This window comes from Rhizobium sp. SL42 (genome assembly GCF_021729845.1).
In the GTDB taxonomy this organism is placed as follows: domain Bacteria; phylum Pseudomonadota; class Alphaproteobacteria; order Rhizobiales; family Rhizobiaceae; genus Allorhizobium.
This window is the reverse complement of record NZ_CP063398.1, coordinates 492,176-518,319: the sequence shown is the minus strand read 5'-3', so window position 1 is coordinate 518,319 and position 26,144 is coordinate 492,176. Positions and strand designations below refer to the sequence as shown.

Sequence of the window (26,144 nt, the reverse complement as noted above, 5' to 3'; positions counted from 1 at the left end):
AAGCCATGTCCGCGATTATCGATAAGGCACGTGACCTCGATCATCTGCTTGCCACTGCCGTTGAGGACGATCATGAAGCCGGCACATTCCGTTGCCGCCGCGACATCTTCACCGACGAAGACCTGTTCGCACTTGAAATGAAACACATCTTCGAAAGCAACTGGGTCTATCTGGCGCATGAAAGCCAGGTCCCGGAGAACAACGATTATTATACCACCTATATCGGCCGGCAGCCTGTCGTCATCACGCGCGACAAGACCGGTGCGTTGAATGCCGTCATCAACGCCTGCGCCCACCGTGGTGCAATGCTCTGTAGGCGCAAGCATGGCAACAAGGGCAGCTTCACCTGCCCGTTCCACGGTTGGACTTTTTCCAACACGGGCAAACTCCTGAAGGTGAAGGACGAGAAGTCGACCCAGTATCCGGAGCAATTCGCCAAGAACGGTTCGCACGATCTGACGCGTGTCGCGCGCTTCGAGAACTATCGCGGTTTCCTGTTCGGCAGCCTCAAGGAAGATGTCGCACCGCTCGTCGACTATCTCGGCGAGGCACGGGTCATCATCGACCAGATCGTCGATCAGGCGCCCCAGGGTCTGGAAGTGCTGCGCGGAAATTCTTCCTACATCTATGACGGCAACTGGAAGCTCCAGATGGAAAACGGCTGCGATGGTTATCACGTCTCGTCCGTGCACTGGAACTATGCGGCCACTATGGGACGCCGCAAGGAAGAGGGTACCAAGGCGGTCGACGCCAATTCGTGGAGCAAGTCGGTCGCCGGCGTTTATGGTTTCGAGAACGGCCATATCCTGCTCTGGACAAATACGATGAACCCGGAGGTGCGCCCGGTCTACGGTCAGCGCGAGGAAATCAAGGCGCGTGTCGGTGAGGAAAAGGCCGACTTTATCATCAACCAGACGCGCAACCTCTGCATCTATCCGAACGTCTTCCTGATGGACCAGTTCTCGACGCAGATTCGCGTGACGCGCCCGATCAGCGTCGACAAGACGGAGATCAGCATCTTCTGTTTCGCGCCGAAGGGTGAAAGCGCCGAGGACCGAGCCGTGCGGATCCGGCAGTACGAGGATTTCTTCAACGTCTCCGGCATGGGCACGGCAGACGATCTGGAGGAATTCCGTGCCTGCCAGTCCGGCTATGCCGGCACGGCGGCCTTGTGGAACGACCTGTCGCGTGGCGCGCCACTATGGATTGATGGTCCCGATGACAATGCCAAGCGGATGGGACTTAAGCCGCTGCTCTCGGGCGAGCGCAGCGAGGACGAGGGACTGTTCGTGCGACAGCACGAATACTGGGTGACCGTCATGCGTGAGGCACTGGCGGCGGAAAGACAGGGAGTGGTCGCATGAGCATTCCCTATGACAGCATCTGTGCTTTCCTCTTCCGCGAAGCGCGCTTCCTCGACGATCGGCAATGGGACGAATGGCTCACCTGTTATGCGCCCGACGTTACCTACTGGATGCCAGCCTGGGACGATGACGATGCGATCACCGAGGATCCTCACTCGCAGATTTCGCTGATCTTCTATCCCAACCGTGATGGGCTGGAAGACCGGGTCTTCCGCATCAAGACCGAGCGCTCCGGCGCCTCGACGCCGGAGCCGCGCACCAGCCACAACGTGACCAATGTCGAGGTGATGGCTGAAAGGGGCGGGGAGGTGGACGTGCGCTACAACTTCCACACGCTCAATCATCGCTACAAGGTCACCGACCAATTCTTTGGCACGATGTTCGTCACGTTGCGGAAAGATGGCGACAAGCTGCTGATATCGAACAAGAAAATCGTTCTGAAGAACGATTACATCCGCCAGGTAATCGACGTTTATCACATCTGATACCGGCTTTGTGCAGTCACGACTGGGAGGAGAAACCATGTGCTACCAGATCGCATTGAATTTTGAGGATGGCGTAACGCGTTTCATCGGATGCAACAGCGGCGAGAAGCTTCTAGACGCCGCCTATCGCGCCAAGATCAACCTGCCGATGGATTGTTCCGATGGCGTATGCGGCACCTGCAAATGTCGCGCCGAAAGCGGCAGCTACGACCTTGGCGACGACTACATCGAGGATGCCTTGACCGCCGACGAAGCCGGAAGCGGGATGGTGCTGACCTGCCAGATGAGGCCGACGTCCGACTGCGTTCTGACGATCCCGACGACCTCGCTCGCCTGCAAGACCGGACACCAGAAATTCTCTGCGACCGTTGCGGCCGTGACGCCGCACCACGATGCGGCGATTGTTCTGGAACTGGATGTGGACGCAACTGCCGCACCCGCCTTCCTGCCTGGTCAGTATGTCAATATCGATGTGCCCGGTAGCGGACAGAGCCGGTCCTATTCCTTCTCCTCGGCTCCCGGCGACAAGCGCCTGGGATTCCTGATCAAAAAGATCCCAGGCGGCGTGATGAGCAACTGGCTTGCCGACGCGAAACCCGGCGATCGGCTCGACATTACCGGGCCGCTTGGGAGCTTCTATCTGCGCGAGGTGAAACGCCCGCTGCTTTTTCTTGCCGGTGGCACGGGGCTCGCGCCGTTTCTCTCCATGCTGGAGGTTCTGGCGCGTGCAGGCTCAGAGCAAGTGATCCACATGATCTACGGGGTGACCCGTGACCTTGACCTGGTGCTTGTCGAAGAGATCGCGGCCTATGCCGCCCGCCTGCTGAACTTTTCCTTCATAACTGTTGTGGCAGATGAGGTTTCAAACCACCCGCACAAGGGCTGGGTGACGCAGCATATGCCGGCCGAAGTCCTGCACGGGGGTGACGTCGATGTTTACCTCTGTGGTCCGCCGCCGATGGTCGATGCGGTCCGCCGGCATTTTGACGTGACCGGCGTGTTACCTGCAAACTTCCACTACGAAAAGTTCACGCCAAATGCTCCTGCGAGGGAAGCGGCATGAGCCCGAGGTATTTTCCGGGCCGGTTTGCCGGCAAGGTGCTGGTGGTGACCGGCGCGGCACAGGGCATTGGTCGCGCGGTTGCGCTTCGCGCGGCAAAAGAGGGTGGCCGGATTCTGTTCGTTGACCGCGCCGATTTTGTTGCCGCGGTGGCAGCGGAAGCGGAGGGCGAAGCGGCCGCCTTCAGCGCTGACCTCGAGACCTATGAGGGAGCCGCCGCAGCCATGGGCTTTGCCTCCGAAACATTCGGCGGCGTCGATATCCTGATCAACAATGTCGGTGGGGCGATCCGAATGCGGCCCTTCGCCGAGTTCGAGCCACAACAGATCGATGCGGAAATCCGTCGCTCGCTCATGCCCACGCTCTATTGCTGTCATGCCGTATTGTCGCATTTTCTTGCGCGCGGTCGCGGCACAATCATCAATGTTTCGTCCAATGCGACACGCGGCATATATCGCGGCCCCTATTCGGCGGCAAAAGGCGGCGTGAACGCAATTACCCAATCGTTGGCCATGGAACTGGCGGACCAAAACATTCGCGTGGTCGCAACTGCGCCCGGCGGAACGGAAGCACCGCCGCGTCGTATTCCGCGCAATGCGGCCGGTGATACGGAGAAGGAGAAGGCCTGGATGGGCGAGGTCGTGAGCCAGGTGAAGCAATCGAGCTTCATGCGTCGCTACGGCACCATCGAGGAGCAGGCAGCGCCGATCCTTTTCCTTGCCTCGGAAGAGGCATCCTACATTACCGGCAGCGTGCTGCCGGTTGCCGGGGGAGATCTCGGCTGAAGCCTTGCAACTGAATGCGTAACGACTCGGGGAGGAGTGACCATGCGCAATATCGATGTAAATGAGATCATAGACAGCGGGCCCTTTGGGAGGTTCCAATGGACGGTGGTCGCGCTCTGCGCGCTGCTGTTGGTCGTCGATGGCTACGACGTGTTCGTCGCCGGCACGGTCTTGCCCACGCTGATCGCCGAATGGGGCCTGACCAAACCGCAGGCCGGTACGCTTCAGGCATGGGCGCTGTTCGGCATGATGTTCGGAGCGCTGATTTTCGGTCCGTTGGCCGACAGGATCGGCCGCAAGAAGGGCATTGCGATCAGCTTCCTGCTGTTCACCGTCGCCACGCTTCTGACCGGTTTTGCCAATACGCCGGATCAGTTCAAGCTCTTCCGCTTTTTTGCCGGTCTCGGCTGCGGAGGCCTGATGCCGAATGCTGTGGCGCTGATGAACGAATATGCGCCCAAGCGTCTTCGCGGTACCATGGTCGCACTGATGTTTTCCGGATACTCGGTCGGCGGCATGGTGGCGGCTGGCCTTGGTATCGGCCTCATTCCGCACTATGGCTGGAAGCCGATGTTCTTCGTCGCGGCGGTGCCGCTGCTGCTCCTGCCATTCGTCCTCTGGAAGCTCCCGGAATCGCTCGGTTTTCTCATCCGCCAGGGGGAGCAGGAAAAGGCCCGTCGCATTTACGCACGGATCGCACCATCCGCCCGGCTCGAAAGCGGCGATACGCTGGTCTTCACGGAGAAGAGGGGCGCATCCGCCTCAATTGCTGAGCTCTTCCGCCACCAGCGTGCGCTACGCACGGTCATGCTCTGGGTCGCGTTCTTCTGCTGCCTTCTGCTGGTCTATCTTCTGTCGTCGTGGTTGCCGAAGGTTCTTCAGGAGGCCGGCTATGCCGAGAAGGCAAGCTTGCTCAGTCTTTTTTCGCTGAACTTCGGCGGTATGGCAGGGGCCATCGCCGGCGGCTGGCTGGGGGATCGTTTTGGTCTGCCGAAAGTGGTGGTCGGCTACTTTCTCGCTGCCGCCGCTTCGATCGCACTGATCGGCTACACCCCGTCGGCGGGTCTCCTGTTCCTGCTGGTTTTCGTCGCCGGCGCCACCACCATCGGCACGCAGATCCTGCTTTATGCCAGTGTCGCGCAGCTCTACAACCTTTCCGTTCGCTCTACGGGGCTGGGTTGGGCTTCGGGTGTCGGCCGCATCGGTGCAATCGTGGGGCCGACGCTCGGCGGCGTGCTGCTGGCCAGGGAACTGCCGTTGCAGCAGAACTTTCTAATTTTCGCCATCCCTGCCATGGTCTCGGCGCTCGCCATGCTGATCTTCGCCGTCAGCAATGCCCGTCGCACCGAAGCGGCGCAACTCGCCGTGGCATGAAAAATCGTCGACCGGCGTGGCGCTGCCCGCCGGTCGTCCCATCCCTCCGTGTCACGCCGAAAGCCGCCCGCCATGCCCTATCTCGATCTTGCCGGCCATCGTCTTCACTATCGAATCGACGGCGATGTCGCCGGCAGACCGTGGTTGCTGTTCTGCAATTCGCTCGGTACCGACCTCGGCATGTGGGACAGGCAGGTGGCCGCACTGACGCAGACTTACCGGGTGCTGCGCTACGACAGGCGCGGCCACGGCCGGTCTTCCGCTCCACCGGCTCGTTATGCGCTTTCCGATCTCGGCGGCGACGTTCTGGCGCTGCTCGATGCGTTGAACATCGACCGGGTGCATTTTTGCGGCCTCTCTATCGGCGGCCTGACCGGACAATGGCTTGCCATCCATGCCGGCGATCGCCTGGGCAAGGTCGTCCTCTGCGCCACCGCCGCCCGGATCGGGACAAGCGACGGCTGGGAAGACCGCATGCAAGCCGTGCGGAAGAGCGGTCTCGGCGGGCTGGTCGTAGCCACCTCAGATCGGTGGTTCACACCTGATTTCACCCTAGCAGAGCCGGAGCTGGTGGGTGGCATTCTCGACCGTTTCGCCGCAACAAGCCCAGAGGGTTACGTCGGTTGCTGCTCGGCGCTAGCAGATGCTGATCTTCGCGGCGAGCTTGACCGGATATACCATTCTTTGCTGACAGTTTCCGGCGAAGACGATGCGGTCTGCCCACCTTCAGACCTCAAGGCGATTGCCGCGAATGTGCAGCGTGGGCGGCATGTTGCGCTGGCAGGACGTCATATCGTCAACATCGAATCGTCAGCAGCGTTCAATGCCGTGCTTTCCGATTTTCTGCAAAACGGCTGAGCCGATCCATGCGAGAAGAGAGTGCGCCAGACTGCCGAATGATCGGCCTCTTCGTGAGCCGCGTGCAATCGACCAGAAGGCGTGGTGACTACCTTCGACACGGTGCGCTCGAAGGTGGCACCGATCGGTGCCTTCGCTGTTATGCGGTGTTCCAATGACATGGGTTGCGCATCCACCATATGCATTCGCCACTGCGCAAGGCCGAGAAAGCCCCGGTTATCAGGGCTAGTGCCGACGGGTAGCAGAGGCGAGTTCCGGTTATCCCCGTCAAATTCGGGCTAGGTGAATCGTATCTGTTGACGGAAGTATTGTCTCGTCTACTATATGTAGTGTTCGAGGTTCCCATCGATTCGTCAGCGGATCAAGGGCTAAGACGGGAATTCGGTAGCGGACATGAGGTCCGATAAGCCGAGGCTGCCCCCGCAACTGTGAACGGCGAGTGCCTGCTCCATCATGCCACTGGGTTTTCCCGGGAAGGCGGAACAAGTGCTGTGACCCGTGAGCCAGGAGACCTGCCTTGAAAGATACGTCCGCCGGCGGGGTGCTCGGCAGGGTGCGGTTGATCGTGTCCGGATGAAACCGGGTGTGCGCCGTTCTCGCTCCCCCGTCAAATCGTCTGCTTCGGGGTGAAGGCCATGAACATGTCATTCCAGACCATCACTGACCCGTAGTCCTTCCGACTGCGGCTTTTCGTACCGCCATTTCCACATTGACCATTTCGCTCCGGCTGACGCCAGTCCGGCCGCTCCCTTCTGCGTCCATTCTCCACGAGGAACTCATGTCGATCACCGTCTATTCCAAGCCCGCCTGCGTTCAATGCACCGCCACCACTCGCGCCCTTGATCGTCAGGGCATCGACTATACTGTGGTCGATGTCTCCGAGGATGCGCAGGCCTTCGCACTCGTGTCCGAACTTGGTTATCGTCAGGTGCCGGTTGTCATCGCCGGTGAGCAGCATTGGGCGGGCTTCCGCCCCGACATGATCAGCGCGTTGGCTTAAGGCCCACGATGATGGGCGGTCTCGTCTACTTCTCTAGCCGATCGGAAAACACCCGCCGCTTCGTTGAGAAGATCGGGGGCGACGCCTTGCGTCTGCCGATCGATGGAACGGACGAGCCGCCGATGCCCAGTGAGCCCTTTGTGCTGATTACGCCGACCTATGGCGGCGGTGGGGATAAGGGTGCGGTACCGAAGCCCGTCATCCGGTTTCTCAACAATCCACAGACCCGACATCTCCTCCGCGGCGTGATCGCGGCGGGCAACACGAACTTCGGCGAGGCCTATGGGCGCGCCGGCAAGATCATCGCCGACAAATGCGGCGTGCCACTCCTCTACCGGTTCGAGCTTCTCGGAACGCAAGAAGACGTTGCCGCCGTCAGACAGGGACTGGAACGATTTTGGACACGCTGACCCATACTAAGACGGGCACCCCCACCGAAGGCACGCATGATTATCATGCGCTGAACGCCATGCTGAACCTCTATGACGAGGAGGGCAAAATCCAGTTCGACAAGGACCGGCAGGCGGCCAAGCAGTATTTCCTTGAGCACGTCAACCAGAACACAGTCTTCTTCCATAACCTCCGGGAGAAGCTCGATTACCTGGTGGCGGAGGAATACTACGAGCGCGAAGTGCTAGACCAGTATGCGTTCAATTTCGTCCGCGACCTCTTCGATGACGCCTATGGCCGCAAGTTCCGCTTTCCCACCTTTCTCGGCGCATTCAAATACTACACCTCCTATACGTTGAAGACCTTCGATGGAAAGCGCTACCTGGAGCGCTATGAGGACCGCGTCTGCATGGTGGCGCTAACGCTGGCGCGCGGCAATGAACAGCTTGCCCGCGATCTGGTCGACGAGATCATCTCCGGCCGTTTCCAGCCGGCGACGCCGACCTTCCTCAATGCCGGCAAGAAGCAGCGCGGCGAGCTTGTTTCCTGCTTTCTGCTGCGGGTCGAAGACAACATGGAGAGCATCGGCCGCTCGATCAATTCGGCCCTGCAGCTCTCCAAACGCGGCGGTGGCGTGGCGCTGTCGCTCACCAATATCAGAGAGATGGGCGCGCCGATCAAGCAGATCGAGAACCAGTCTTCCGGCGTCATTCCGGTGATGAAGCTGCTGGAGGATTCCTTTTCCTACGCCAACCAGCTTGGCGCGCGCCAAGGTGCGGGCGCCGTCTATCTGCATGCCCACCACCCCGATATCATGCGCTTCCTCGATACCAAGCGCGAGAATGCCGACGAGAAGATCCGCATCAAGACGCTGTCGCTCGGCGTCGTCATTCCCGACATCACCTTCGAACTCGCGAAGAACAACGAGGACATGTATCTGTTTTCGCCGCATGACGTGGAGCGGGTCTATGGCGTGGCCTTCACCGAAATCTCGGTGACGGAGAAATATCGCGAGATGGTCGAGGATGCGCGTATCGCCAAGAAGAAGATCAAGGCGCGGGACTTCTTCCAGGTGATCGCCGAGATCCAGTTCGAAAGCGGCTATCCCTACATCATGTTCGAGGACACGGTGAACCGGGAAAACCCGATCACCGGCCGCATATCCATGAGCAATCTCTGCTCGGAAATCCTGCAGGTGAGTGAGGCAAGCCGCTTCAACGAGGATCTCTCTTATGCAGAGATGGGCAAGGACATTTCCTGCAATCTCGGATCCTTGAACATTGCGTCCGCGATGGATTCATCCGACTTCGGCAAGACGATCGAGACCTCGATCCGGGCGCTGACCGCCGTCTCCGAAATGAGCAACATCACCTCGGTTCCCTCCGTCGCCAAGGGCAATGACGATAGTCATGCTATCGGCCTCGGACAGATGAACCTGCACGGCTATCTCGCCCGCGAGCACATCTTCTACGGCTCGGAAGAAGGCATCGATTTCACCAATATCTACTTTTACACGGTGACCTATCACGCGCTGAGGGCTTCAAACCGTCTCGCGGTGGAGAAGGGACGAAGCTTCAAGGGCTTCGCAAACTCCAAATATGCCTCGGGCGAGTATTTCGACAAATATACCGCGCGGGAATGGAAGCCGGCGACGGAGAAAGTTGCCGAACTCTTCGAAAAGGCCGGCATCCACGTTCCGACGCAGGACGACTGGATGGAATTGAAAGCCGCCGTCATCACGAGCGGTCTCTACAATCAGAACCTCCAGGCAGTCCCCCCGACGGGCTCGATCTCCTACATCAACCACTCGACCTCCTCGATCCATCCGATCGTCTCGAAGATCGAAATCCGCAAGGAAGGCAAGATCGGCCGCGTCTACTATCCGGCCGCATATCTCACCAATGAGAATGTCGAGTATTACCAGGATGCCTATGAGATCGGGCCGGAGAAGATTATCGACACCTATGCGGCGGCCACGCAGCATGTCGACCAGGGCCTGTCGCTGACGCTGTTCTTCCGTGACACTGCGACCACCCTCGACATCAATCGTGCCCAGATCTACGCGTGGAAAAAAGGCATCAAGACCATCTACTACATCCGCCTTCGCCAGATGGCGCTGACCGGCACGGAAGTGCAGGGCTGCGTTTCCTGTGCGCTATGACAGCAAGGATCAATCGCATGAACATCCAAGTTAAGAGCAAGTCAACTCGACCGGCCAGTACCATCCGCGCGGTCAACTGGAACCGCATAGAGGACGACAAGGATCTCGAGGTCTGGAACCGGCTCACCTCGAATTTCTGGCTCCCGGAAAAGGTGCCGCTATCAAACGACATCCCCTCATGGGCTATGCTGAGGCCTGAAGAGCAGACGCTGACGATCCGTGTCTTCACCGGGCTGACATTGCTCGACACGATCCAGAACGGGGTCGGCGCGGTGCGATTGATGGCCGACACCCAGACCAGCCATGAGGAGGCCGTGCTCTCCAACATCTCCTTCATGGAAGCGGTTCATGCGCGCTCCTATTCCTCGATCTTCTCGACGCTCTGCTCGACGCCGGATGTCGACGATGCCTATCGCTGGTCGGAGGAAAACGAGTTCCTGCAAAAGAAGTCGGCATTGATCATGGAGCAGTATGACGGCGCAGACCCCCTGAAGAAAAAGGTAGCGTCCGTCTTCCTCGAAAGCTTCCTGTTCTATTCCGGCTTCTACCTGCCGATGTACTGGTCGAGCCGCGCCAAGCTTACCAACACCGCCGACCTGATCCGGCTTATCATCCGCGACGAGGCGGTGCATGGCTACTATATCGGCTACAAGTTCCAGCGCGCACTCGAGCGCGAGCCGGAAGCGCGTCGCCAGGAGATCAAGGACTTCGCCTTCGACCTGATGCTCGAACTCTACGACAACGAGGCGCGCTACACAGAAGATCTCTATGACGGAGTCGGCCTGACCGAGGATGTGAAGAAATTCCTACACTACAATGCCAACAAGGCATTGATGAATCTCGGCTATGAGGCGCTATTCCCGCCGGAAGCCTGCAAGGTCAATCCGGCAATCCTCTCTGCGCTCTCTCCAAACGCAGACGAGAACCACGATTTCTTCTCAGGTTCCGGTTCATCCTATGTCATCGGCAAGGCGGTGGCGACCGAGGACGAAGACTGGGATTTTTGATCCTGGAAATAGTAGCCGGGATGGATATTCGTCAAAGGGAAGGCGGTCGGTGGTTTCCCGGCTCGGCCTCGATGTGGCGCAGGCAGTAAGGCAAGGGAGCACATCCTCGCGAGATGCTTATTGATGTCAGGCGTCTGTAACGCGATCAGAAAGAACGGCCTGCGGGAGCTGCCGCGGCACCATCGCCGCGGCACGCATTTTCCCTATATGGCCGATTGACTGATCCGGCTTCGCCCCTTCAATGGCAACAGCTGCTTCTTTTCTCGTCTTTTGTGCCGAAGCAATCCGCCTCGCGATTGTCCTTGCTCCCGGCATTCTTGCCCGGTGGCAGATCCATGGCGATGTTGGCGGCAAAAAAGCCGTTTGGCTTCAGGGTAAAGCCTGCATATTCGACCGGCATGATCGGGAAATCCTCTGGCTTGCAGACATGGGTATGGCCAAAGGAATGCCAGAGCACCACGTCTGCATTCTCGATCTCACGGTTCTGCTGGACATATTTCGGCAGGCCGTCACCGCCGGCATGCACATTCGGGTAGTCTCCGCTTGCATATTTCTCCGCGGGATCAAAAGCCGTGACCCAGATATGCTTCTTGGCGAAACCGCCACGCTGAGCAACGGTGGAGCCATCCTGCGCCAGCATCAGCGGGCTCGGCATGACCACCATCTTGTAACCCGGCGCCTTGCCGACCGAATTCTGGACGTTGGTGTTCTGCACCTTCCAGTAACGGCCCGTTTCGCCGCTGGCGATTGCGGGTGAATCCAGTTCGCGCTTCAGCACCCTGGTCCTGGTGTCAAAGACATTGCCATAGGGGTTGTCGTCACCCCAGGGGCGCGGCACGAATTCGTGCTCGGTCACGGTATTGCCGCCGCCATCGACATCCATGTGCAGGCGGGCATTGAAGAAATGCTGGTGGGTCGGTCCGCCGAGATTGTCATCAACCATGCCACCCCACGGATAGGTCTCGCCCGGAGCGACGGCGGCCGTCTGGATGATGCCGGTGAGCTTGGCCTCGAGCTGGATCGTGCCGTCCTGGTAGAGATACCAGTAGAAGCCGTAGTCGTAGTTGCCGACGGTGGCGAAGAAGGAAATGACCAGCCGGCGCGAGCGGCGCACCTCGAAGATACCGTTGCGGAATTCATAGTGCTTCCAGAGGATGCCGTAGTCCTCCTCGTGCATGCAGATGGCGTTCTTCATCACAGTCGGCTGACCGAAATCGTCGGCGGAAGGCACATCGAAATAGTGGATATGGCCGAGGCAGTCGCAGCCGAGTTCCAGGCAATTGGCCAGACGTCCGAGACCATATTCGCCAGCGTCGAAAGCGCTTTTCCAGAAGTGGTTGGCGGTCGGATCTGCATAGGGCACCACCATTTCGGTGACCGAAGCGCGGAAGATGACAGGGCGGTGCTTGCCGTTGTCCTTTATTCCCAACTCATGCAGCACCAGGCCTTCGCGCGGCGTGAAGCCAACTCGGAACGACCAGTTCTGCCATTCGACCTTCCAGCCGTCGACGGTGAAGCTCGGACCCTCCGGCTGGACGATGTCCAGCGGCTTCACACCCTCACGCGTCTGTGGAAAGGTCTCCTGGCCGTAATTGCGCTTCTTCTTCGGCACGGGGATGATCTTTTCGTCATCGACGAGATCGACAACCTCGTTCTTGACCAGATCGACGACCGCGACCACGCCCTCGATCGGATGGGCATAGGCATTGTCGCGCACGTCTTCGCGCCAATAGGACACGGCGCGGACGATGCGCTGCCCCTTTTCGAACTCAAGACCGAAGTAACCCGACGAAAACGGATCGATCTGGACGAGAGGAATGTCCTCGTCAGTGATGCCGCGTTTCTTGACGGCGGCGATCCAGCGCGGGTCAGACTTGACGGTCGCCTCGACGGTTTCGAACTCGCACAACATCACCGGCGGCTGGCCATAAGGCATCTGGTCGAGCGGCAGGCGGGTGAAGGCCGTCACGGATGCGCTGGTGAGATCGACGATGGCCTCGAAGGTTTCACCATTGCTGATGTCGAGCGCCAATAGGAAGGCGAGACGGGCAAGAGGCAGGCCTTTGCGGAAGGCCGCCATGTCCGCCTTGGTGGGCTCCTCGAGCCGAATGATCGGAAAGCGGATTGTTGCGGCAAGTGCCTTATCCCGCTTGAGGATGGCAACGGCAGTGCCGATTTCCGTGAGGCTCAATGGGTCGAGCGGATGGGTTTTGACGACAACGGCGTCCATGGTTTTGACCTCATTCTGGGAGAGTTGGGTGGCACCGCCGAGAAGGCGGTGCCTGTTTTGGCAAGAGGTCTACTGGCCGGTGGCGCGGATGCAGATCTCGCTCACCATGGTCTCGCCATGGATGCAGAAGAGTTGGCAGAAGACATGGGCGTCTGTGGCAAGCACCAGGGTCATTGCGGTGAGCATGGTCAGGGAGAGCACCAGCAGGCGATCACCCGGATTGAGGCTGACGAACGCGGTCATTCGAACACCTTTCCGAGCGAGGCATAAAGGGCGGGCCTGGCCTTCTTGATCTGCATCGCGAAAGCCGCGCCGACGAGACCGGTGAGCGCGATCAGATAAGGAAAGGATTTGACGATCAGGCTCTCGCTGCCGGAAAGCAGCGACAGGTTGGAAATCACCAGGAACAGCGAGCCGACAAGGCCAGCAAGGCCGAGACTGGGTGCAATCGTAGTGGTCCAGACACCATGGCCGGTCGGTGTCTTGCGGAAGAACATGATGATGGCGACCGAGACCAGTGCCTGTACGGCGAGGATGCCAATGACGGCGAGCGCCGACATCCAGGAGAAGACGACCGTATAGGGGTCGGCACCGGCGAGGATGAAAAGAACCAGCACAACGGTTGCAATAGCGCTCTGGACGAGACCGGCGACATAGGGCGAGCCATGCAGCGGATGAACCTTGCCCAAGGCCTTGAAGGCGAGGCCCTCGCGGCCCAATGCAAAGAAATAGCGGTTCAGGGTATTGTGGAAGGAAAGAATGCAGGCAAACAGGCTCGTGATCAGCAGGATGTTCATGACCTGGCTCGCCCAGGCGCCCAGCACTGCGTCGGAAGCAACGAAATAGAAGCTTTCCAGACCCGCAGCGGCCGTTTCCTGGACTTTGCCTGGGCCATAGAACTGGGTGATCGCCCAGGTGGAGAAGGCATAAAACAGCGTGATCAGCAGCACGGCGACATAGGTTGCACGCGGGATGGTCTTTTCCGGATTTTCCGCTTCTTCGCCGAAAATGGCCGTGGCCTCGAAGCCGATGAACGAACCGACGACGAAGACCAGCGCCACGCCGAGACCCGGAGCAAATACTGCAGCAGGCGAAAATGACGACAAGCTGAAGCCTTCCGGTCCTCCGCCGGCAAAGAGGATGCCGAGATCGAGCAACAAAAGGATCGCGATTTCGGCAATCATGCAGATGCCGAGAATGGCGCCGGAAAAGGCGATGTTGCGCTGGCCGCAAACCAGCACCACGATCAGGGCGGCAAAGGCCCAGGCCCACCATGGCAGGTCAAGGCCGAGTGGCGCAATTGCGCCGGCCATGAACACGCCGAATAGGCCGTAGACGGCGATCTGCACGGCCGAGTAGGTGACAAGCGCCATCAATGCACCACCCACGCCTGCTGGCTTTCCGATACCGTGGGTGATGTAGGTGTAAAAGGCGCCGGCACCGCCGACGTGACGGCTCATGGCGGTAAAGCCGACGGAAAACAGCAGATAGAGCAGACCCGCGAGCACAAATGCGCCAGGAACGCCTGCGCCATTGCCGAAGGCGAAGGCTGCAGGTGAAGCGCCGACCACGGCAGTCAGCGGTGCCGCGGCGGCGACGACAAAAAAGACGATATGGGCAAGGCCGACGGAATTCTTCGCCAGCCTGTCCGTCGGACCGGCCATACTTGTATCCAGTGTCATGGGAACCCCTCTTATGTTTTGATTTTCATCAAGAGGGTAGGCGCGACACTTTGGCCCCGAAATTGCAATTCATGCCAATGAATCGATAATTCACGCCAGGGCGATGGTTAAGGGCGCTAAACATGGCATCTGCACCGCAAATGATCAGCACCATGCCTGCAATTGCATCCATTCGCGCCTCAGTGCTTGCGCCATTGGTGCAACAAATCGACAAACGTTCGGGAAAAACCGATCTCCTGCTTGCCGCGCACGGCATTGTGAGGTCCCAGCTCGATGATCCGTATGCGATGGTGCCGATGGCGCGCTATGTGGCGATCTTCGAGGATGCCGCCCTGATTGCAAACGAGCCGACGCTCGGCGCACGCATGGGTACATTGTTCAAGCCGAGCGACATCGGGCCGATCGGCATCCTGTTTTCGATCTCGCCGACCATCCGCGCGGGCTTCGAGCGGCTGGCGAAATACGTCAATACGGTGCAGAGCGCGACCAGTTCGGGCGTGTTCGAGGAAGACGGCAATCTTGTCTGGAGCTACCGACTTGAGGACGCCGGCATGTGGCCGCGCCGGCAAGACAGCGAGTTCACCATCGCCGCATCCTGTCAGCTGGTGCGCAGTTGCTTTGCCAAGGGGTGGCGGCCGATCGAGGTACATTTCGAGCATGTCGCACCGCGCGACCGCACGATGCTTGAACGCCTTTTGCGCGCGCCGCTCAAATTCGGGGAATCAGCCAACCGCATTATCGTTTCAGGTGCCGATGCTGCCCGGGTCTATCGCCATGAGGATGCCGCTCTTGCATCGGTGCTGCAGCGCCATGTCTCCGAACTTGCCGGCAAGGCCGTTACACCGGATACGGTGACGGAAAAGGTGCGCTCGCTGATCGGCATTTATCTTGGCCACAAGCCGATCACGCTACCGGCCATCGCTGCTGAGCTGAACGTCTCGGTGCGGACCTTGCAGCGGCGGCTTGCGGACGAAGACACGTCCTTGCGTGACCTCGTGCGGAGCTACCGCCAGACCATCGCCTCCACACAGCTCGCGGCTCATATCCAGAAATCCCGGATCGCCGAAGTGCTCGGCTATGCCGATTCTACGGTCCTCTGGCGAGCGCAGCGGGGATGGGCACAATCGGCCGGTTCTTCGGCGGATGGAAACACGCGTTGAAACTGTTCACCCGAAGGTGGCCATGTCCGGCGATTGCTGCGGCCACAAGCCAGCGGAGGCGCAACCTTGTGGCAGTTACCGTGCGCAGCAACGAGCAGCGTCTCATTGGGCTGAAATTCGAACATGGAACGCGGTTGATGCTGAATATGCGTCGCGCCCAGGGGCAAGAAATATGCTTCGCCCGCTTTGTTGTGCCGCACACGCCATGCCGAACTGCTTGCCTACCAGACGGCGCTCCAGAACGTGCTTGCCGCCATATAGATGATAATCAGAGAGCCAGGCGTCCACAGTGCCGCGCGGATGTCATGAATCTGGGCGGTGTAGTAGGCAAGGAAGTGCAGCATGCGGGTGACGACATAAGCGTAGAAAAGGAACTGTGCGAGGAACGTTGACGGCGCTGTCGTTACGTAAAGTAGGCCGGACACCAGGAAGTAAGGCAAATTTTCGAGATCATTGAGCTGAATGCGGCGGATGCGTTCAACCCGATCATTGGGAGCCAGTTGCGCATCGTTCGGTCTCGGGTTGACCAGAGTCTTTTTCAAGTCCTCCGGATTTCGAAAGCCGCCATTTTCAGCCGTCATGCGGATTACCGTAAGCCAAGACATTGCAACCCCTTTCAGGATCATCAATGTAGCCGCGATAGAATAGGCTGAAAATACAGGGTTGCTCAGGCTCAAATGGTCCATCTGAAATCCCCCAGGAACAATTTTTCTGAATGAGTTGGCTATATTTCTACTGTGTCTCCAAGTATCTTATGAATTTCGAACTGCTATTCAACATGCACTATGTTGATAAACGGGCGGCGCCGGAAGCGCTCGTGCTTCAAGGCGGTGGCGAAGCTCTGGGTGCGATAGCGCGGCAGACGTAAGCGCCTCGTGAGCTGAGCGGTCGATCTGATTGAATGCGGCCATACGAGCCGTGGCGAAATAGCGGCCACGCTCCTCAACAAATACAAGGTCTCGATAGTCCCGGCGTCTGATCGATGCCGAGGCGTGCAGCACAGCGTTGACATAAGATCATTGAACCATCGATGAGCGCTGTCGTGCTAGGTATGATCCTCGCCGATCGGCGTCCCCTACTGTTCTTCCGTCATTGACGATGGTTTTCCCGCGCAAGAGGAGGCGAACAGGCCAGCCACGGATGTCGAGACCCTCATAGGGCGTGTAGTCTGCGCCGTGTTTGAGCATCTCGTTTGTCAATGTGACGCTTATGTTCGGGTCCCAGAGTGCAATGTCGGCGTCAGCCCCGATCACAATCGTGCCTTTCCTGGGATAAAGGCCGTAAAGTTTGGCATGATTGGTCGATGTCAGGGCGACAAACCGATTGATGTCGAGACGCCCCTTCATGACACCTTCGGAAAACAGGATCGGCAGGCGGGTGGCAACACCCGGAATGCCGTTTGGTATCCAGCGGAAATGGCGCTTGCCCTTCTCGTTCAGCTTTCCCTGCGGATCGTCGAAGCGAAAGGGGCAATGGTCGGACGAGAACAGGTCGAAGACACCCTGTTCAAGGCCTTGCCAACAGGCGTCCTGGCTTGCCTTGTCGCGTGGGGGAGGCGAGCAGACATATTTTGCGCCTTCCAGCGCATCCTGGTCGAGATCGTCGGCAGTCAGCATCAGGTATTGTGGACACGTTTCGCCGGCGATCTTCTGTCCGCGTTCACGAGCGCGCCGGATTTCCTCCATCGCTTCGCGGTTGGAGACATGCACGATGACGATCGGCACATCGACGATCTCCGCGAGAGACAGCGCCCGGTGCGTCGCTTCCCGTTCGGCAGCAACGGGACGCGTCGTGGCATGGAATTTCGGCGCGAACTTTCCGTTCTCCTCATGACGTCCGATCAGGTAGCGGATCGCATCCTCGTTCTCGCAATGGACCATCACCAGCGCGCCGGTGCGTCTTGCTGCGTCGAGGGTTGAGAGGATCTCGTCATCACGCAGGCGGAGCCCCTCATAGGTCATGAAGATCTTCAGCGAGGTGTAGCCGTCCTCGACCAAAGCGGGCAGTTCCTGTCCGAGCACTTCGGCTGTCGGATCGGTGATGACAAGATGGAACGACACGTCGACATGGCATTTGCCGTCCGCCTTGGCGTGATAGACTTTCAGGGCCTCACGTAGCGACTGTCCCTTCTCCTGCATGCAGAAGGCGAGAACCGTGCTGTTGCCTCCGATCGCCGCCGAGCGCGTGCCGCTGTCGAAATCGTCGGCCATGACGATCCCGTCTCCCGAGGGCTGGTCGAGATGCACGTGGCTGTCAATGCCACCCGGCATCACGAACAGACCCGTGGCGTCGATGACTTCGTCCGCGTCCGTCAGGCCCAGCGCGAGTGCCGCGATCCTTCCATCCTTTATGCCGACATCGGCGAGGAATGTGTCGCTTGCCGTTACCACCGTTCCATGCCGGATCACCGTATCGAAGCGCATCGCCCGTCTCCTTTCCTGCTGTTGTTCAGCTCGCCCTGGCAAGCCCGGCCTCTCCGGCCAGGATACGGTCGAGCGCCGCAATGAAGCGATCCACTTCCTCGATCGTGTTGTAGTGCACCATCGATACGCGCAGCATGCCGCCCTGGTCGGTCAAGCCGAGATATTCCGCCAGCCGGCGGGAATGGAAATCGCCGAAGCGCATGGCGATCCTGTCGGCATCCATTGCCTTGCAGAGGTCTGCGGCCTCGCGGCCGTCGAAGCGGAACGCGATTGTCGGTACGCGGTTGCCGTCCCGGTTGATCGACTGGCCGATGATCTGGCAGTCGTTGCGCGACCGCAGATAGTCGAGCAACCGCTCCGTCAACGCATTTTCCTGCTCGGCAATCGCGACAAATGCCGCCTCGATCTTTTGCCGGATCGTTCCCTTTTCACCCGCCTGTTCGCCTAAGGCCACGAGATAGTCGACGATGCCGCAGGTCGAGTAAGCCAGTTCGTAATTCGGATTGCCCGGCTCCAGCTTGCCCGGAACTTTTTCCCTTCCATAGAAGTAGTGGTAGAGCGGATCGAGCTCCAGAAGCAGGTCGTATTTCCCGTACATCAGCGCATAGTGCGGACCATAAGTCTTGTAGAGGCTGAAGACATAGTAGTCGACGTCGAAGGCCTGAACGTCGACAGCGCGGTGCGGGGCATAGGCCACGGCATCGACGCAGATCCTTGCGCCGCGAGCGTGAACGAAATCCGCGATTTCACGGATCGGATTGATCGAGCCGAGCAGGTTCGAGCAATGGGTAACGCAGACCAGTTTGGTGCGCTCGCTCATCAGGGGTGCGAGGTCTGCCAGATCGAGCGTCAGCGTTTCCCTGTTCAGCGGCCAGACCTTGAAAATGACGCCGCGCTCCTGCAGCCGGTCCCAGGGGCCGATATTGGATTCGTGATCGGCAACGGTGACGATGATCTCGTCGCCTGGCGCCAGCTGGCTGCGCATGGCGCGGGCCAGGTTCTGCAACAGCGCGGTGGTCGAATTGCCAAAGACAATCTCCTCGGGCCGGCCGGCATTGACGAGATGCATGGCAGCGGTGCGGGCCTCGTAAAGGGCATCGGCGGCTGCCTGAGACACCTCGTAGGTGCCGCCGATCTGGACATTCTTTTCGATCAGAAAGGTATTGATGCGTTCGACGGCGCCCTTGAGAATTTGCGATCCGCCGGCATTGTCGAAAAAGGTCCAGCCGCGATCGAGGCCAGGAAACTGGCTGCGTACGAATTCAAGATTGAGCGGCGAAGTGGTGGCCATCCTTGTTGTCCTCCAATGCTGTATTTTTGTTCAGTGGTTGAGGACCGCGCGCAGGAAGCTGCGCGTCCGTTCCTCTTTGGGATTGTCAAAGATCGCTTCTGGCGTTCCGGCCTCGACAAGGCGGCCGCTGTCCATGAAGATCACCCGATCGGCAACCTGGCGGGCAAAGCCCATTTCATGGGTGACGACGATCATCGTGACGCCGGAGCCTGCAAGCTTGCGCATGACGTCGAGCACTTCGCCAACCATTTCAGGATCGAGCGAGGACGTCGGCTCGTCGAAGAGCAGCACGCGGGGCTCCATCGCGAGCGCCCGTGCGATCGCAACGCGTTGTTGCTGGCCACCGGAAAGCTGGCCGGGAAACTTCTCTGCCTGTTCGGAGATGCCGACGCGGGCGAGCAGTTCGCGCGCCTTTCGCTCGGCTTCCGCCGGTGGCGTGCCTCGCACCCGCATTGGTGCCAGCATGACGTTCTTCAACACGGTCATGTGCGGGAAGAGATTGAAGGACTGGAAAACCATGCCAACCTCGGCGCGCACCTTGGCGAGTGCAGGGCCCGGCTCGACGCGGATGCCGTCTACCGTGATGCGGCTCTCTGGCGCAAAGGCTTCCAGATGGTTGATGCAGCGGATCAGCGTCGATTTTCCCGAGCCAGAGGGTCCGATCACGCAAACGACCTCCCCTTCTGAAATATCGAGATCTATGCCATGCAGGACGGTGAAGGTGCCATAGGCCTTGGTGAGGCCCTTGATCGAGATGAGGGGTGTCGTTGGGGTGTTCATCAGCGTCTGCCCCGGCTGTAGTGTTTCTCAAGGCGAGCGACGACAGCTACCATCGGCCACAGAAGTGCAATGTAGATGAGTGCGGCACCGATCAGCGGCGTCGGATTGGCAGCGAGAGCCTGAGCTTGTGTCGCCTGCTTCAACAGATCGGGCATGGCGACTACGGATGCGAGCGCCGTATCCTTCATCACGTTGATGCAATTGTTGGTCAGCGGCGGGATGACGATGCGGATCGCCTGCGGCAGGATCACGTCGATCATTGTGTGGCGATTGGATAGGCCAAGCGCAGCAGACGCCTCGAACTGGCCATGCGGGATCGCCTCGATGCCGGCCCGGAAGATCTCTGCGGTGTAGGCGGCTGATACCAGCGAGAGTGCGGTCACAGCTGAAAGGAAGGGGGACAGACGGATCCCGACGAACGGCAATGCGTAGTAAACGATGATCAGCAGCACGAGCAACGGGATCGAGCGGAAGATGTCGATATAGGCGCGGATCAGCACGGTGACGAAAGCTGGGGCGTAGAGGCGTGTGACGGCCAAGAACAGGCCGCCGGCCAGTCCGCACAGAATGCTGGTCACACCGATCTGCAATGTCACGACCAGCCCCCAGAGAAGCTGCGGCAGGCTGTCGATCATCACCTGCAGATTGAAGAAAGTATTGATAAGTGTCATGCCGCATCGGCTCCTTTGGCAGCCCGGTGGAACGGCTCTTCCGTCCCACCGGGTGCAATTCAAGCCTTATTTGCCCTTGGGCATGTCGAGAACCGTGACCGTCGAGGTCGTGTCCTCTGCCTTGGCGCCGAACCAGGTTTCGTGCAGCTTTGCGATGAAGCCCTCGCCCTTGAGCGTTGTGATCACGGCATTGACTTCGGCCGCCAACGGATCGTCCTTGTTGAACATGATCGAGTACTTCTCGCCGGTCGGAATGCGTTCGACGACTTTCAGCTCCGGCTTGTCCTTGACGTAGTAAAGAAGGGCCGGGATATCGGAGATGTAGCCATCGACACGACCTGCGACGAGATCAAGCATGGCGGGCTGCAGGCCCTCGAAGCGGCGGATTTCTCCGAGCTTGTACTCGGCCTTGTTTGCTTCCGCCCACATGTCGCCGGTCGACCCGGTGTCAACGCCGACGACCTTGTCTGCCATGCCCTTCAGACCCTCGATACCGGAGGCTGCCGTGACCGTCAGCGACTGGTCGCTGTCATAATAGGGCTGTGCGAAGGTGACGGATTCGAGACGCTTGTCCGTGATGGTGATGGAGGAGATCGCCATGTTGATGCGTCCGGACTGGACTGCCGGAAAGAGGCCGTTGAACGGCGTGTTGACGAATTCGACCGATTTTCCAAGACGTTTGGCAATTTCATTGACGAGATCGACCTCGAAGCCGGTGACCTTGCCGCTGGCATCTTCGAATTCCCACGGCACATTGCCGATGTTGGCGCCGACGGTAAGGTCTGCGGCCTGAACACCCGTTACGCCAAATACGGCCAACAGGCCGGACAGAAACGAGACGTTGAAGTTTGAAACGCGTGTCATGAGGGTTCCCCTTGTTATTTGAACATAACTCAATCTACATTGGTCTAACTGGTCAGACCAGTAGGACCAAAAAAGCATGCCGCTTTCGGCTTGGCAAGACGGCCTGTGAAAAAATAGATTGGCAGCGCCGCAAGGCCTGAGCCGGAGAAGGGGTCGCATGTTCAACAAAACGCTTGTTCCGCAATCTGTTGCGCGAGAGATCCAGACCATGATCCAGGCGGGCACCTTGAAGCCGGGCGAGAAAATTCCGTCCCAGCGGGAGTTCGCGCTCAAATTCGGCATCAGCCGCGCGTCCCTGCGGGAGGCGCTGCTGACGCTGGAAACGCTGGGGCTTCTGAAGACCGAGGCCGGTCGCGGTACCTTCGTGACTGCCGCCGCAGAAGGGGCAAGAAGCCTGGGTGGACACATGGCGCCCTGGCGTTACTCCGATAGCTATTCAGTCTTCGATGTATTCCAGACCCGAATTTTGATGGAAGGCGAAATCGCGAGGCTTGCCGCGGGGCGGTTGACGCAACTGCAGTTGGAGAAGATGGAGCGAGCGACGCAGACCATGGAGGAATGCTGGGCGAAACAGGACCTGCTCGCCAATGTCGAAGCCGATCTCGACTTTCATGGGACAATCGTTTCAGCCTGCTCCAATGCGATGTTGAAGGCGCTCTATCAAACGGTGCGGGACCAGGTAACCGAAACACAGCGTCAGCCTATTCCGATCACGGATCCGGAACGCATGCGCGAGTCGATCGCGGAGCATCGCAAGATTATCGCGGCGCTAAGGGCAAATGACGGCCAGTCGGCCCGTCTGGAGATGGAAAATCACATCCGCAATACGGCGCGCTGTGCGGGGCTCTCCCCATAGCGGGTGGCTTTGTGTTGCAAGGTCTGGGGGACGCGCCAGGCATAGGTGGCTTTCCCATTCACACTTGTGGCCGAGGGCCTCGGTTCCGACAGTGCCCGTGACGACCGGCCTCAACTGGCAGACGCGGAGCGATGGCGGTTTTCGGTCGCGGCATGAGGTTTGGCCGCGAGAGTTGACTGACAACATCACCGTCACAGTCTGCTGGGACAGGTGTGGCGTCGGGACCGTTGCCGGAAGTCATTCGGCTCTGTCGTGGATAGGCAGCAGCGAGTTTTCCGGCAACCGGTCACCGAAGCCGGTCCAAAATGCCGAAGTCTGGCCCATTACGGATTGGCATCGATGTATCAGTTTTTTTCATGCAAGTTTCAGTCAGGGACGAATTGACACGGGTTTGTCCATGGCATCAACTGCCATTGTCAGACATCTTACATATACGGGAACTGCAGTCTGACTGCTCAACAGGAGGAACGAATGAAAAGACTCATGACCAGCCTGGCCGTCGGTGTTGCAGCTCTTACCATCGCGACAGGGGTGCATGCCGGCGCGACGCTTGATCGCGTGATGGAGAAAAAGGCGATGGTGGTCGCCACCAACAGTGGCTGGCCGCCGCAGAGCTATCTCGATGACAGCAATGAAATGGTCGGTTTCGACATTGATGTGTCAAAGGAAATCGCCAAGCGACTGGGCGTCGAAGTCAGCTTTGAGACCCCGGAATGGGCAACCCTGACCGGTGGCCGCTGGCAGGGGCGCTACGATGTCGGCGTCGGCTCGGTCACCCCGACCAAGGCACGCTCGCAGGTCATCGATTTTGCCGGGATCTATTACTACAGCCCCTATGTCTATGTCCTGCACAAGGACAGCACCGCCAAGTCGGTGGAGGATCTGAAGGGCAAGGTCATCGGCGTCGAGACTGCAACGACCTCGGAAGACTTCGTCAACCGCAAGCTTGAAATCGATGCGCCCGGCCTGCCGCCGATCGAATACAAGCTGGAGCCGGGTGAAGTACGTACATTTGCCGATTCCATGCTGCCGTTTGATGATTTGCGACTAGGCGCAGGCGTGCGTCTCGACGCGGTGATCGCGCCTGAGCAGACGGCCTTGAACGCGATCAAGAACGGCTATCCGTTGCGCATCCTGGAAGGCGAATATGCCTTTCGCGAACCGCTTGTCGTCATCGCCGAAAAGGTTGATCCGGAATGGACGGCCAAGATCGGTGGAATCCTGGAAGAGATGAAGAAGGACGGCACGCTCGGCGCGTTGACCACCAAGTGGTACGGCAAGGACTACAGCACCGACTGACATGTCCGGGCGTGCGGGCGAAGGTCCGCACGCTTCTCAAAAAATGGCGATTAAAATGACCTATCCCGATACCTACTATTCGCGGACGATGACTGAAGATCGGAGTCGTCCAGTTCTTTCGGCCCATATCGACTGCGACACTGTGATCATCGGAGGCGGTCTGGCCGGATTGACCACGGCGTTGCAGCTGGCGCGCGGCGGCCAGTCAGTTGTGGTGCTCGAAGCGAAATCCGTGGGATTTGGGGCGTCCGGACGCAATGGCGGTTTTGTCAGTCCGGGCTATTCGACCGGAGGCGATGATATCGCCCGCGTGGCCGGAACCAGCACGGCGAAAAAACTTCATCAAATGTCGATCGAAGGAGTGGATTTCGTTCGGTCCACGATTGCCGAGCTGAAAGTCGCCGGCGTAAATCCGATCGATGGTGTCACCAGTGTGATGCGCTACGATGACGGCCGAGGGCTGCAATCCTATGCCGAGATCGCGAGCAGGGACTATGGCTACCAACTCGACTATCTCGATACGGCTGCGGTCCGCAATGTTCTGAAATCGGAGCGGTATTTTCATGCGCTGAGAGACTCGCGGGCCTTTCATATCCATCCGTTGAACTATCTGCGCGGGCTTGCATTGGAGATCGAGAGACTTGGCGGGGCAATCTACGAAGGTTCGCCGGCTGTCCGGACCGATCTGGCCCAGCCGGAGAAGTTGGTCTGGACAACGCAAGGCCAGGTGCGGTCGAAAAATGTCGTCTTTACCACCGGCGGATATACCGGCAACCTCGATGCCCGTTTGAAGCGGGCATTCCTGCCGATCGCGACCTATGTGATGGTCAGCGAGGCGGCACCCGATCTGATCGCATCCGCCATCGCGACCACGGACGGCATCGGCGACAATCGCCGTGCCGGCGACTACTATCGACTCGTCGATGACGGTCGGCGGCTCCTCTGGGGTGGCCGCATTACCACGCGGGCTGCAAACACTGCCGGACTGGTGGAGGAATTGCGGCGCGAGATGACCGGCACCTATCCGCAACTCGAGGGGTTGAAGACTGAAATCGCGTGGTCGGGCCTGATGTCCTACGCCCGGCACCTCATGCCACAGATCGGCAAACTTGAGCCCGGCGTCTGGCATTGCACCGCCTTTGGCGGGCATGGGCTCAACACCACCGCGATTGGTGGCAAGGTTGTGGCCGAAGGCATTCTCGGCCAAAGCGACCGCTACACGCTGTTCCGGCCGTTCGGCCTTGTCTGGGCAGGCGGGCTTGCGGGCCTTGCCGTGGCGCAACTCACCTATTGGAAACTCCAGACGCAGGACTGGTGGCGCGAGCGCGCAGCCTGACGGCGGAAAGGCTGAAAAGATGATCGGTCGACTGATACTCACCTATCCGGATTTGTCCCGCCGCTTGGGAGGGCTGTTGATCCTGTCCATCGTGGTGCTCGCGCTCTATGGACTCGGCATCAGTTCGACCTGGATCAGTCTTGCGGTGCCGGGTAGCGCGGACTGGCTGGCTGCCAATCCTGCGGCAGGGCGGCTGGTGTCGGCCATCCTGCTTTCGCTGATCGCCGCGGCGAACTGGAAGGCGCTGCGCCAGCTCAGCCGAACCCAGCAGATCATCGGCGTGTGGGTGGAGCTTTTCATCCTCCTGATGCTGTTTTTCTACTCATTCGATCTTTCCTTCGCCTTCATCGCCAAGAAGATCGGTTTCCTGGTCACCCAGGGGGTCACCACCACGCTCTTCATATCAGCCGTGTCGATCCTCCTCGCCACGGCGATTGCTCTTGCGGGTGCCATCGCCAAACTGTCGCGCAACGGCGTCATCTATGGGCTTGCCACGTTTTACACCTCCCTGTTCCGTGGCCTTCCGCTGCTGATGCAGATCTACATCATCTATCTCGGTTTGCCGCAGGTGGGGTATGTCATCGGTGCCGTGCCAGCCGGCATTCTCGCGCTGTCGCTATGCTACGGTGCCTATATGACGGAGATCTTCCGTGCCGGTATCGAGAGTATTTCGCGCGGCCAGAGCGAGGGAGCGACGGCGCTCGGCCTCAGTCCCAACCAGACCATGGCGCTGGTTATCCTACCGCAGGCAATGCGGGTGATCGTGCCGCCTACAGGCAACCAGTTCATTGCCATGTTGAAGGATTCGTCCCTCGTCTCGGTGGTCGGTGTTTGGGAAATCATGTATCTCGCACGCACCCAGGGTCAGACTGAATTCAGGCATATCGAAATGTTGATCACCGCTTCGATGATCTACTGGATACTGTCGATCTGCCTGGAATACCTTCAGTCTCGGATCGAGGAGAGGTTCGGCAGGTTCGATGTCCGCTGAGGTGTCGATCGCAGAGAGCCAGCGACGCACACAATGAGTTTGCAAGGCAGGTCGCGGGCCGGGTTTCGTTCCTCAGT

25 protein-coding genes and 1 riboswitch are annotated in these 26,144 nt (G+C 59.2%); of the genes, 16 read left to right on the top strand and 9 right to left on the bottom strand.

What is annotated here, in order from left to right:
- Positions 1 to 5 precede the first annotated feature (5 nt).
- The 10 genes from IM739_RS21295 to nrdF all read left to right on the top strand — a co-directional run bounded on the left by IM739_RS21295 (position 6) and on the right by nrdF (position 10,484).
- A complete protein-coding gene (locus IM739_RS21295; protein WP_237371235.1) occupies positions 6 to 1,364 on the top strand; it encodes a Rieske 2Fe-2S domain-containing protein in 1,359 nt (452 codons plus the stop codon).
- Positions 1,361 to 1,849, top strand: a complete 489-nt coding sequence (gene benB, locus IM739_RS21290) for a benzoate 1,2-dioxygenase small subunit (protein ID WP_237371234.1) — start codon at positions 1,361 to 1,363, stop codon at positions 1,847 to 1,849. The genes IM739_RS21295 and benB overlap by 4 nt, the downstream gene beginning before the upstream one ends.
- Positions 1,850 to 1,886: 37 nt before the next feature.
- Positions 1,887 to 2,912 carry a benzoate 1,2-dioxygenase electron transfer component BenC gene (gene benC / locus IM739_RS21285; protein WP_237371233.1) on the top strand — a complete coding sequence of 342 codons (1,026 nt, stop codon included), beginning with the start codon at positions 1,887 to 1,889 and terminating at the stop codon, positions 2,910 to 2,912.
- Positions 2,909 to 3,694 (top strand): benzoate diol dehydrogenase BenD, encoded by a 786-nt coding sequence (gene benD / locus IM739_RS21280; protein WP_237371232.1) that lies wholly within the window; start codon positions 2,909 to 2,911, stop codon positions 3,692 to 3,694. Before benC ends, benD begins: the two co-directional genes overlap by 4 nt.
- Before the next feature lie 42 nt (positions 3,695 to 3,736).
- Entirely contained in the window at positions 3,737 to 5,068 is a 1,332-nt protein-coding gene (locus IM739_RS21275; RefSeq protein ID WP_237371231.1) for an MFS transporter, read from the top strand.
- Positions 5,069 to 5,140: 72 nt separating this feature from the next.
- Positions 5,141 to 5,926: a 3-oxoadipate enol-lactonase gene (gene pcaD / locus IM739_RS21270; RefSeq protein WP_237371230.1), complete on the top strand. Its 786-nt coding sequence runs from the start codon at positions 5,141 to 5,143 to the stop codon at positions 5,924 to 5,926.
- Positions 5,927 to 6,245: 319 nt separating this feature from the next.
- Positions 6,246 to 6,460: riboswitch (cobalamin riboswitch) on the top strand.
- A 244-nt stretch (positions 6,461 to 6,704) separates the two neighbouring features.
- A complete protein-coding gene (gene nrdH / locus IM739_RS21265) occupies positions 6,705 to 6,926 on the top strand; it encodes a glutaredoxin-like protein NrdH (protein ID WP_237371229.1) in 222 nt (73 codons plus the stop codon).
- A gap of 11 nt (positions 6,927 to 6,937) precedes the next feature.
- The gene (gene nrdI, locus IM739_RS21260; protein WP_237371710.1) at positions 6,938 to 7,336 is read left to right on the top strand and encodes a class Ib ribonucleoside-diphosphate reductase assembly flavoprotein NrdI; all 399 of its coding nucleotides are present in this window, start codon (positions 6,938 to 6,940) and stop codon (positions 7,334 to 7,336) included.
- Positions 7,337 to 7,395: 59 nt separating this feature from the next.
- Entirely contained in the window at positions 7,396 to 9,477 is a 2,082-nt protein-coding gene (gene nrdE, locus IM739_RS21255) for a class 1b ribonucleoside-diphosphate reductase subunit alpha (RefSeq protein WP_237371709.1), read from the top strand.
- A 17-nt stretch (positions 9,478 to 9,494) separates the two neighbouring features.
- Positions 9,495 to 10,484 carry a class 1b ribonucleoside-diphosphate reductase subunit beta gene (gene nrdF, locus IM739_RS21250; RefSeq protein WP_237371228.1) on the top strand — a complete coding sequence of 330 codons (990 nt, stop codon included), beginning with the start codon at positions 9,495 to 9,497 and terminating at the stop codon, positions 10,482 to 10,484.
- Positions 10,485 to 10,722: 238 nt separating this feature from the next.
- Here the strand turns inward: nrdF and IM739_RS21245 are convergent, their stop codons facing one another.
- From IM739_RS21245 to IM739_RS21235, 3 genes are all read right to left on the bottom strand, one after another.
- A complete protein-coding gene (locus IM739_RS21245) occupies positions 10,723 to 12,714 on the bottom strand; it encodes a primary-amine oxidase (RefSeq protein ID WP_237371227.1) in 1,992 nt (663 codons plus the stop codon).
- Positions 12,715 to 12,783: 69 nt separating this feature from the next.
- Positions 12,784 to 12,957: a hypothetical protein gene (locus tag IM739_RS21240; protein WP_237371226.1), complete on the bottom strand. Its 174-nt coding sequence runs from the start codon at positions 12,955 to 12,957 to the stop codon at positions 12,784 to 12,786.
- Complete coding sequence (locus IM739_RS21235; protein WP_237371225.1) at positions 12,954 to 14,396, bottom strand: APC family permease; 1,443 nt, start codon at positions 14,394 to 14,396, stop codon at positions 12,954 to 12,956. Before IM739_RS21235 ends, IM739_RS21240 begins: the two co-directional genes overlap by 4 nt.
- A gap of 122 nt (positions 14,397 to 14,518) precedes the next feature.
- Between IM739_RS21235 and IM739_RS21230 the strand changes: the two genes are divergently transcribed.
- Positions 14,519 to 15,556 carry an AraC family transcriptional regulator gene (locus IM739_RS21230; protein ID WP_237371224.1) on the top strand — a complete coding sequence of 346 codons (1,038 nt, stop codon included), beginning with the start codon at positions 14,519 to 14,521 and terminating at the stop codon, positions 15,554 to 15,556.
- Between the two features lie 221 nt (positions 15,557 to 15,777).
- On the opposite strand, the gene IM739_RS21225 is transcribed toward IM739_RS21230, so the two are convergent.
- Complete coding sequence (locus IM739_RS21225) at positions 15,778 to 16,242, bottom strand: MAPEG family protein (protein ID WP_237371223.1); 465 nt, start codon at positions 16,240 to 16,242, stop codon at positions 15,778 to 15,780.
- A gap of 29 nt (positions 16,243 to 16,271) precedes the next feature.
- Here IM739_RS21225 and IM739_RS21220 point away from each other — a divergent pair, with 29 nt between their 5' ends.
- The gene (locus IM739_RS21220) at positions 16,272 to 16,424 is read left to right on the top strand and encodes a hypothetical protein (RefSeq protein ID WP_237371222.1); all 153 of its coding nucleotides are present in this window, start codon (positions 16,272 to 16,274) and stop codon (positions 16,422 to 16,424) included.
- Between the two features lie 148 nt (positions 16,425 to 16,572).
- Here the strand turns inward: IM739_RS21220 and hydA are convergent, their stop codons facing one another.
- The 5 genes from hydA to IM739_RS21195 form a co-directional block, all read right to left on the bottom strand.
- Positions 16,573 to 17,979, bottom strand: a complete 1,407-nt coding sequence (gene hydA, locus IM739_RS21215) for a dihydropyrimidinase (protein ID WP_237371221.1) — start codon at positions 17,977 to 17,979, stop codon at positions 16,573 to 16,575.
- Between the two features lie 25 nt (positions 17,980 to 18,004).
- Complete coding sequence (locus IM739_RS21210) at positions 18,005 to 19,270, bottom strand: cysteine desulfurase-like protein (protein ID WP_237371220.1); 1,266 nt, start codon at positions 19,268 to 19,270, stop codon at positions 18,005 to 18,007.
- 30 nt (positions 19,271 to 19,300) lie between these two features.
- Positions 19,301 to 20,050, bottom strand: coding sequence for an amino acid ABC transporter ATP-binding protein (locus IM739_RS21205; RefSeq protein WP_237371219.1), 750 nt, complete (start codon positions 20,048 to 20,050; stop codon positions 19,301 to 19,303).
- Complete coding sequence (locus tag IM739_RS21200) at positions 20,050 to 20,721, bottom strand: amino acid ABC transporter permease (protein WP_237371218.1); 672 nt, start codon at positions 20,719 to 20,721, stop codon at positions 20,050 to 20,052. Before IM739_RS21200 ends, IM739_RS21205 begins: the two co-directional genes overlap by 1 nt.
- A gap of 66 nt (positions 20,722 to 20,787) precedes the next feature.
- The gene (locus tag IM739_RS21195; RefSeq protein ID WP_237371217.1) at positions 20,788 to 21,585 is read right to left on the bottom strand and encodes an ABC transporter substrate-binding protein; all 798 of its coding nucleotides are present in this window, start codon (positions 21,583 to 21,585) and stop codon (positions 20,788 to 20,790) included.
- Positions 21,586 to 21,742: 157 nt separating this feature from the next.
- Between IM739_RS21195 and IM739_RS21190 the strand changes: the two genes are divergently transcribed.
- From IM739_RS21190 to IM739_RS21175, 4 genes are all read left to right on the top strand, one after another.
- On the top strand, positions 21,743 to 22,441 hold the full coding sequence (locus IM739_RS21190; protein ID WP_237371216.1) for a FadR/GntR family transcriptional regulator: 699 nt from the start codon (positions 21,743 to 21,745) through the stop codon (positions 22,439 to 22,441).
- Between the two features lie 471 nt (positions 22,442 to 22,912).
- Positions 22,913 to 23,740: a transporter substrate-binding domain-containing protein gene (locus IM739_RS21185; RefSeq protein WP_237371215.1), complete on the top strand. Its 828-nt coding sequence runs from the start codon at positions 22,913 to 22,915 to the stop codon at positions 23,738 to 23,740.
- Between the two features lie 55 nt (positions 23,741 to 23,795).
- Complete coding sequence (locus IM739_RS21180) at positions 23,796 to 25,076, top strand: NAD(P)/FAD-dependent oxidoreductase (RefSeq protein ID WP_237371214.1); 1,281 nt, start codon at positions 23,796 to 23,798, stop codon at positions 25,074 to 25,076.
- 19 nt (positions 25,077 to 25,095) lie between these two features.
- Entirely contained in the window at positions 25,096 to 26,067 is a 972-nt protein-coding gene (locus IM739_RS21175) for an amino acid ABC transporter permease (protein WP_237371213.1), read from the top strand.
- The last annotated feature ends 77 nt before the right edge of the window (positions 26,068 to 26,144 follow it).

Excerpts from the sequence above, each read along its gene's own strand:
- IM739_RS21295 (WP_237371235.1), top strand. The coding sequence starts at position 6 with ATGTCCGCGATTATCGATAAGGCACGTGACCTCGATCATCTGCTTGCC.
- benB (WP_237371234.1), top strand. The coding sequence starts at position 1,361 with ATGAGCATTCCCTATGACAGCATCTGTGCTTTCCTCTTCCGCGAAGCG.
- benC (WP_237371233.1), top strand. The coding sequence starts at position 1,887 with ATGTGCTACCAGATCGCATTGAATTTTGAGGATGGCGTAACGCGTTTC.
- benD (WP_237371232.1), top strand. The coding sequence starts at position 2,909 with ATGAGCCCGAGGTATTTTCCGGGCCGGTTTGCCGGCAAGGTGCTGGTG.
- IM739_RS21275 (WP_237371231.1), top strand. The coding sequence starts at position 3,737 with ATGCGCAATATCGATGTAAATGAGATCATAGACAGCGGGCCCTTTGGG.
- pcaD (WP_237371230.1), top strand. The coding sequence starts at position 5,141 with ATGCCCTATCTCGATCTTGCCGGCCATCGTCTTCACTATCGAATCGAC.
- nrdH (WP_237371229.1), top strand. The coding sequence starts at position 6,705 with ATGTCGATCACCGTCTATTCCAAGCCCGCCTGCGTTCAATGCACCGCC.
- nrdI (WP_237371710.1), top strand. The coding sequence starts at position 6,938 with ATGGGCGGTCTCGTCTACTTCTCTAGCCGATCGGAAAACACCCGCCGC.
- nrdE (WP_237371709.1), top strand. The coding sequence starts at position 7,396 with ATGCTGAACCTCTATGACGAGGAGGGCAAAATCCAGTTCGACAAGGAC.
- nrdF (WP_237371228.1), top strand. The coding sequence starts at position 9,495 with ATGAACATCCAAGTTAAGAGCAAGTCAACTCGACCGGCCAGTACCATC.
- IM739_RS21245 (WP_237371227.1), bottom strand. The coding sequence starts at position 12,714 with ATGGACGCCGTTGTCGTCAAAACCCATCCGCTCGACCCATTGAGCCTC.
- IM739_RS21240 (WP_237371226.1), bottom strand. The coding sequence starts at position 12,957 with ATGACCGCGTTCGTCAGCCTCAATCCGGGTGATCGCCTGCTGGTGCTC.
- IM739_RS21235 (WP_237371225.1), bottom strand. The coding sequence starts at position 14,396 with ATGACACTGGATACAAGTATGGCCGGTCCGACGGACAGGCTGGCGAAG.
- IM739_RS21230 (WP_237371224.1), top strand. The coding sequence starts at position 14,519 with ATGGCATCTGCACCGCAAATGATCAGCACCATGCCTGCAATTGCATCC.
- IM739_RS21225 (WP_237371223.1), bottom strand. The coding sequence starts at position 16,242 with ATGGACCATTTGAGCCTGAGCAACCCTGTATTTTCAGCCTATTCTATC.
- IM739_RS21220 (WP_237371222.1), top strand. The coding sequence starts at position 16,272 with ATGAGTTGGCTATATTTCTACTGTGTCTCCAAGTATCTTATGAATTTC.
- hydA (WP_237371221.1), bottom strand. The coding sequence starts at position 17,979 with ATGCGCTTCGATACGGTGATCCGGCATGGAACGGTGGTAACGGCAAGC.
- IM739_RS21210 (WP_237371220.1), bottom strand. The coding sequence starts at position 19,270 with ATGGCCACCACTTCGCCGCTCAATCTTGAATTCGTACGCAGCCAGTTT.
- IM739_RS21205 (WP_237371219.1), bottom strand. The coding sequence starts at position 20,050 with ATGAACACCCCAACGACACCCCTCATCTCGATCAAGGGCCTCACCAAG.
- IM739_RS21200 (WP_237371218.1), bottom strand. The coding sequence starts at position 20,721 with ATGACACTTATCAATACTTTCTTCAATCTGCAGGTGATGATCGACAGC.
- IM739_RS21195 (WP_237371217.1), bottom strand. The coding sequence starts at position 21,585 with ATGACACGCGTTTCAAACTTCAACGTCTCGTTTCTGTCCGGCCTGTTG.
- IM739_RS21190 (WP_237371216.1), top strand. The coding sequence starts at position 21,743 with ATGTTCAACAAAACGCTTGTTCCGCAATCTGTTGCGCGAGAGATCCAG.
- IM739_RS21185 (WP_237371215.1), top strand. The coding sequence starts at position 22,913 with ATGAAAAGACTCATGACCAGCCTGGCCGTCGGTGTTGCAGCTCTTACC.
- IM739_RS21180 (WP_237371214.1), top strand. The coding sequence starts at position 23,796 with ATGACCTATCCCGATACCTACTATTCGCGGACGATGACTGAAGATCGG.
- IM739_RS21175 (WP_237371213.1), top strand. The coding sequence starts at position 25,096 with ATGATCGGTCGACTGATACTCACCTATCCGGATTTGTCCCGCCGCTTG.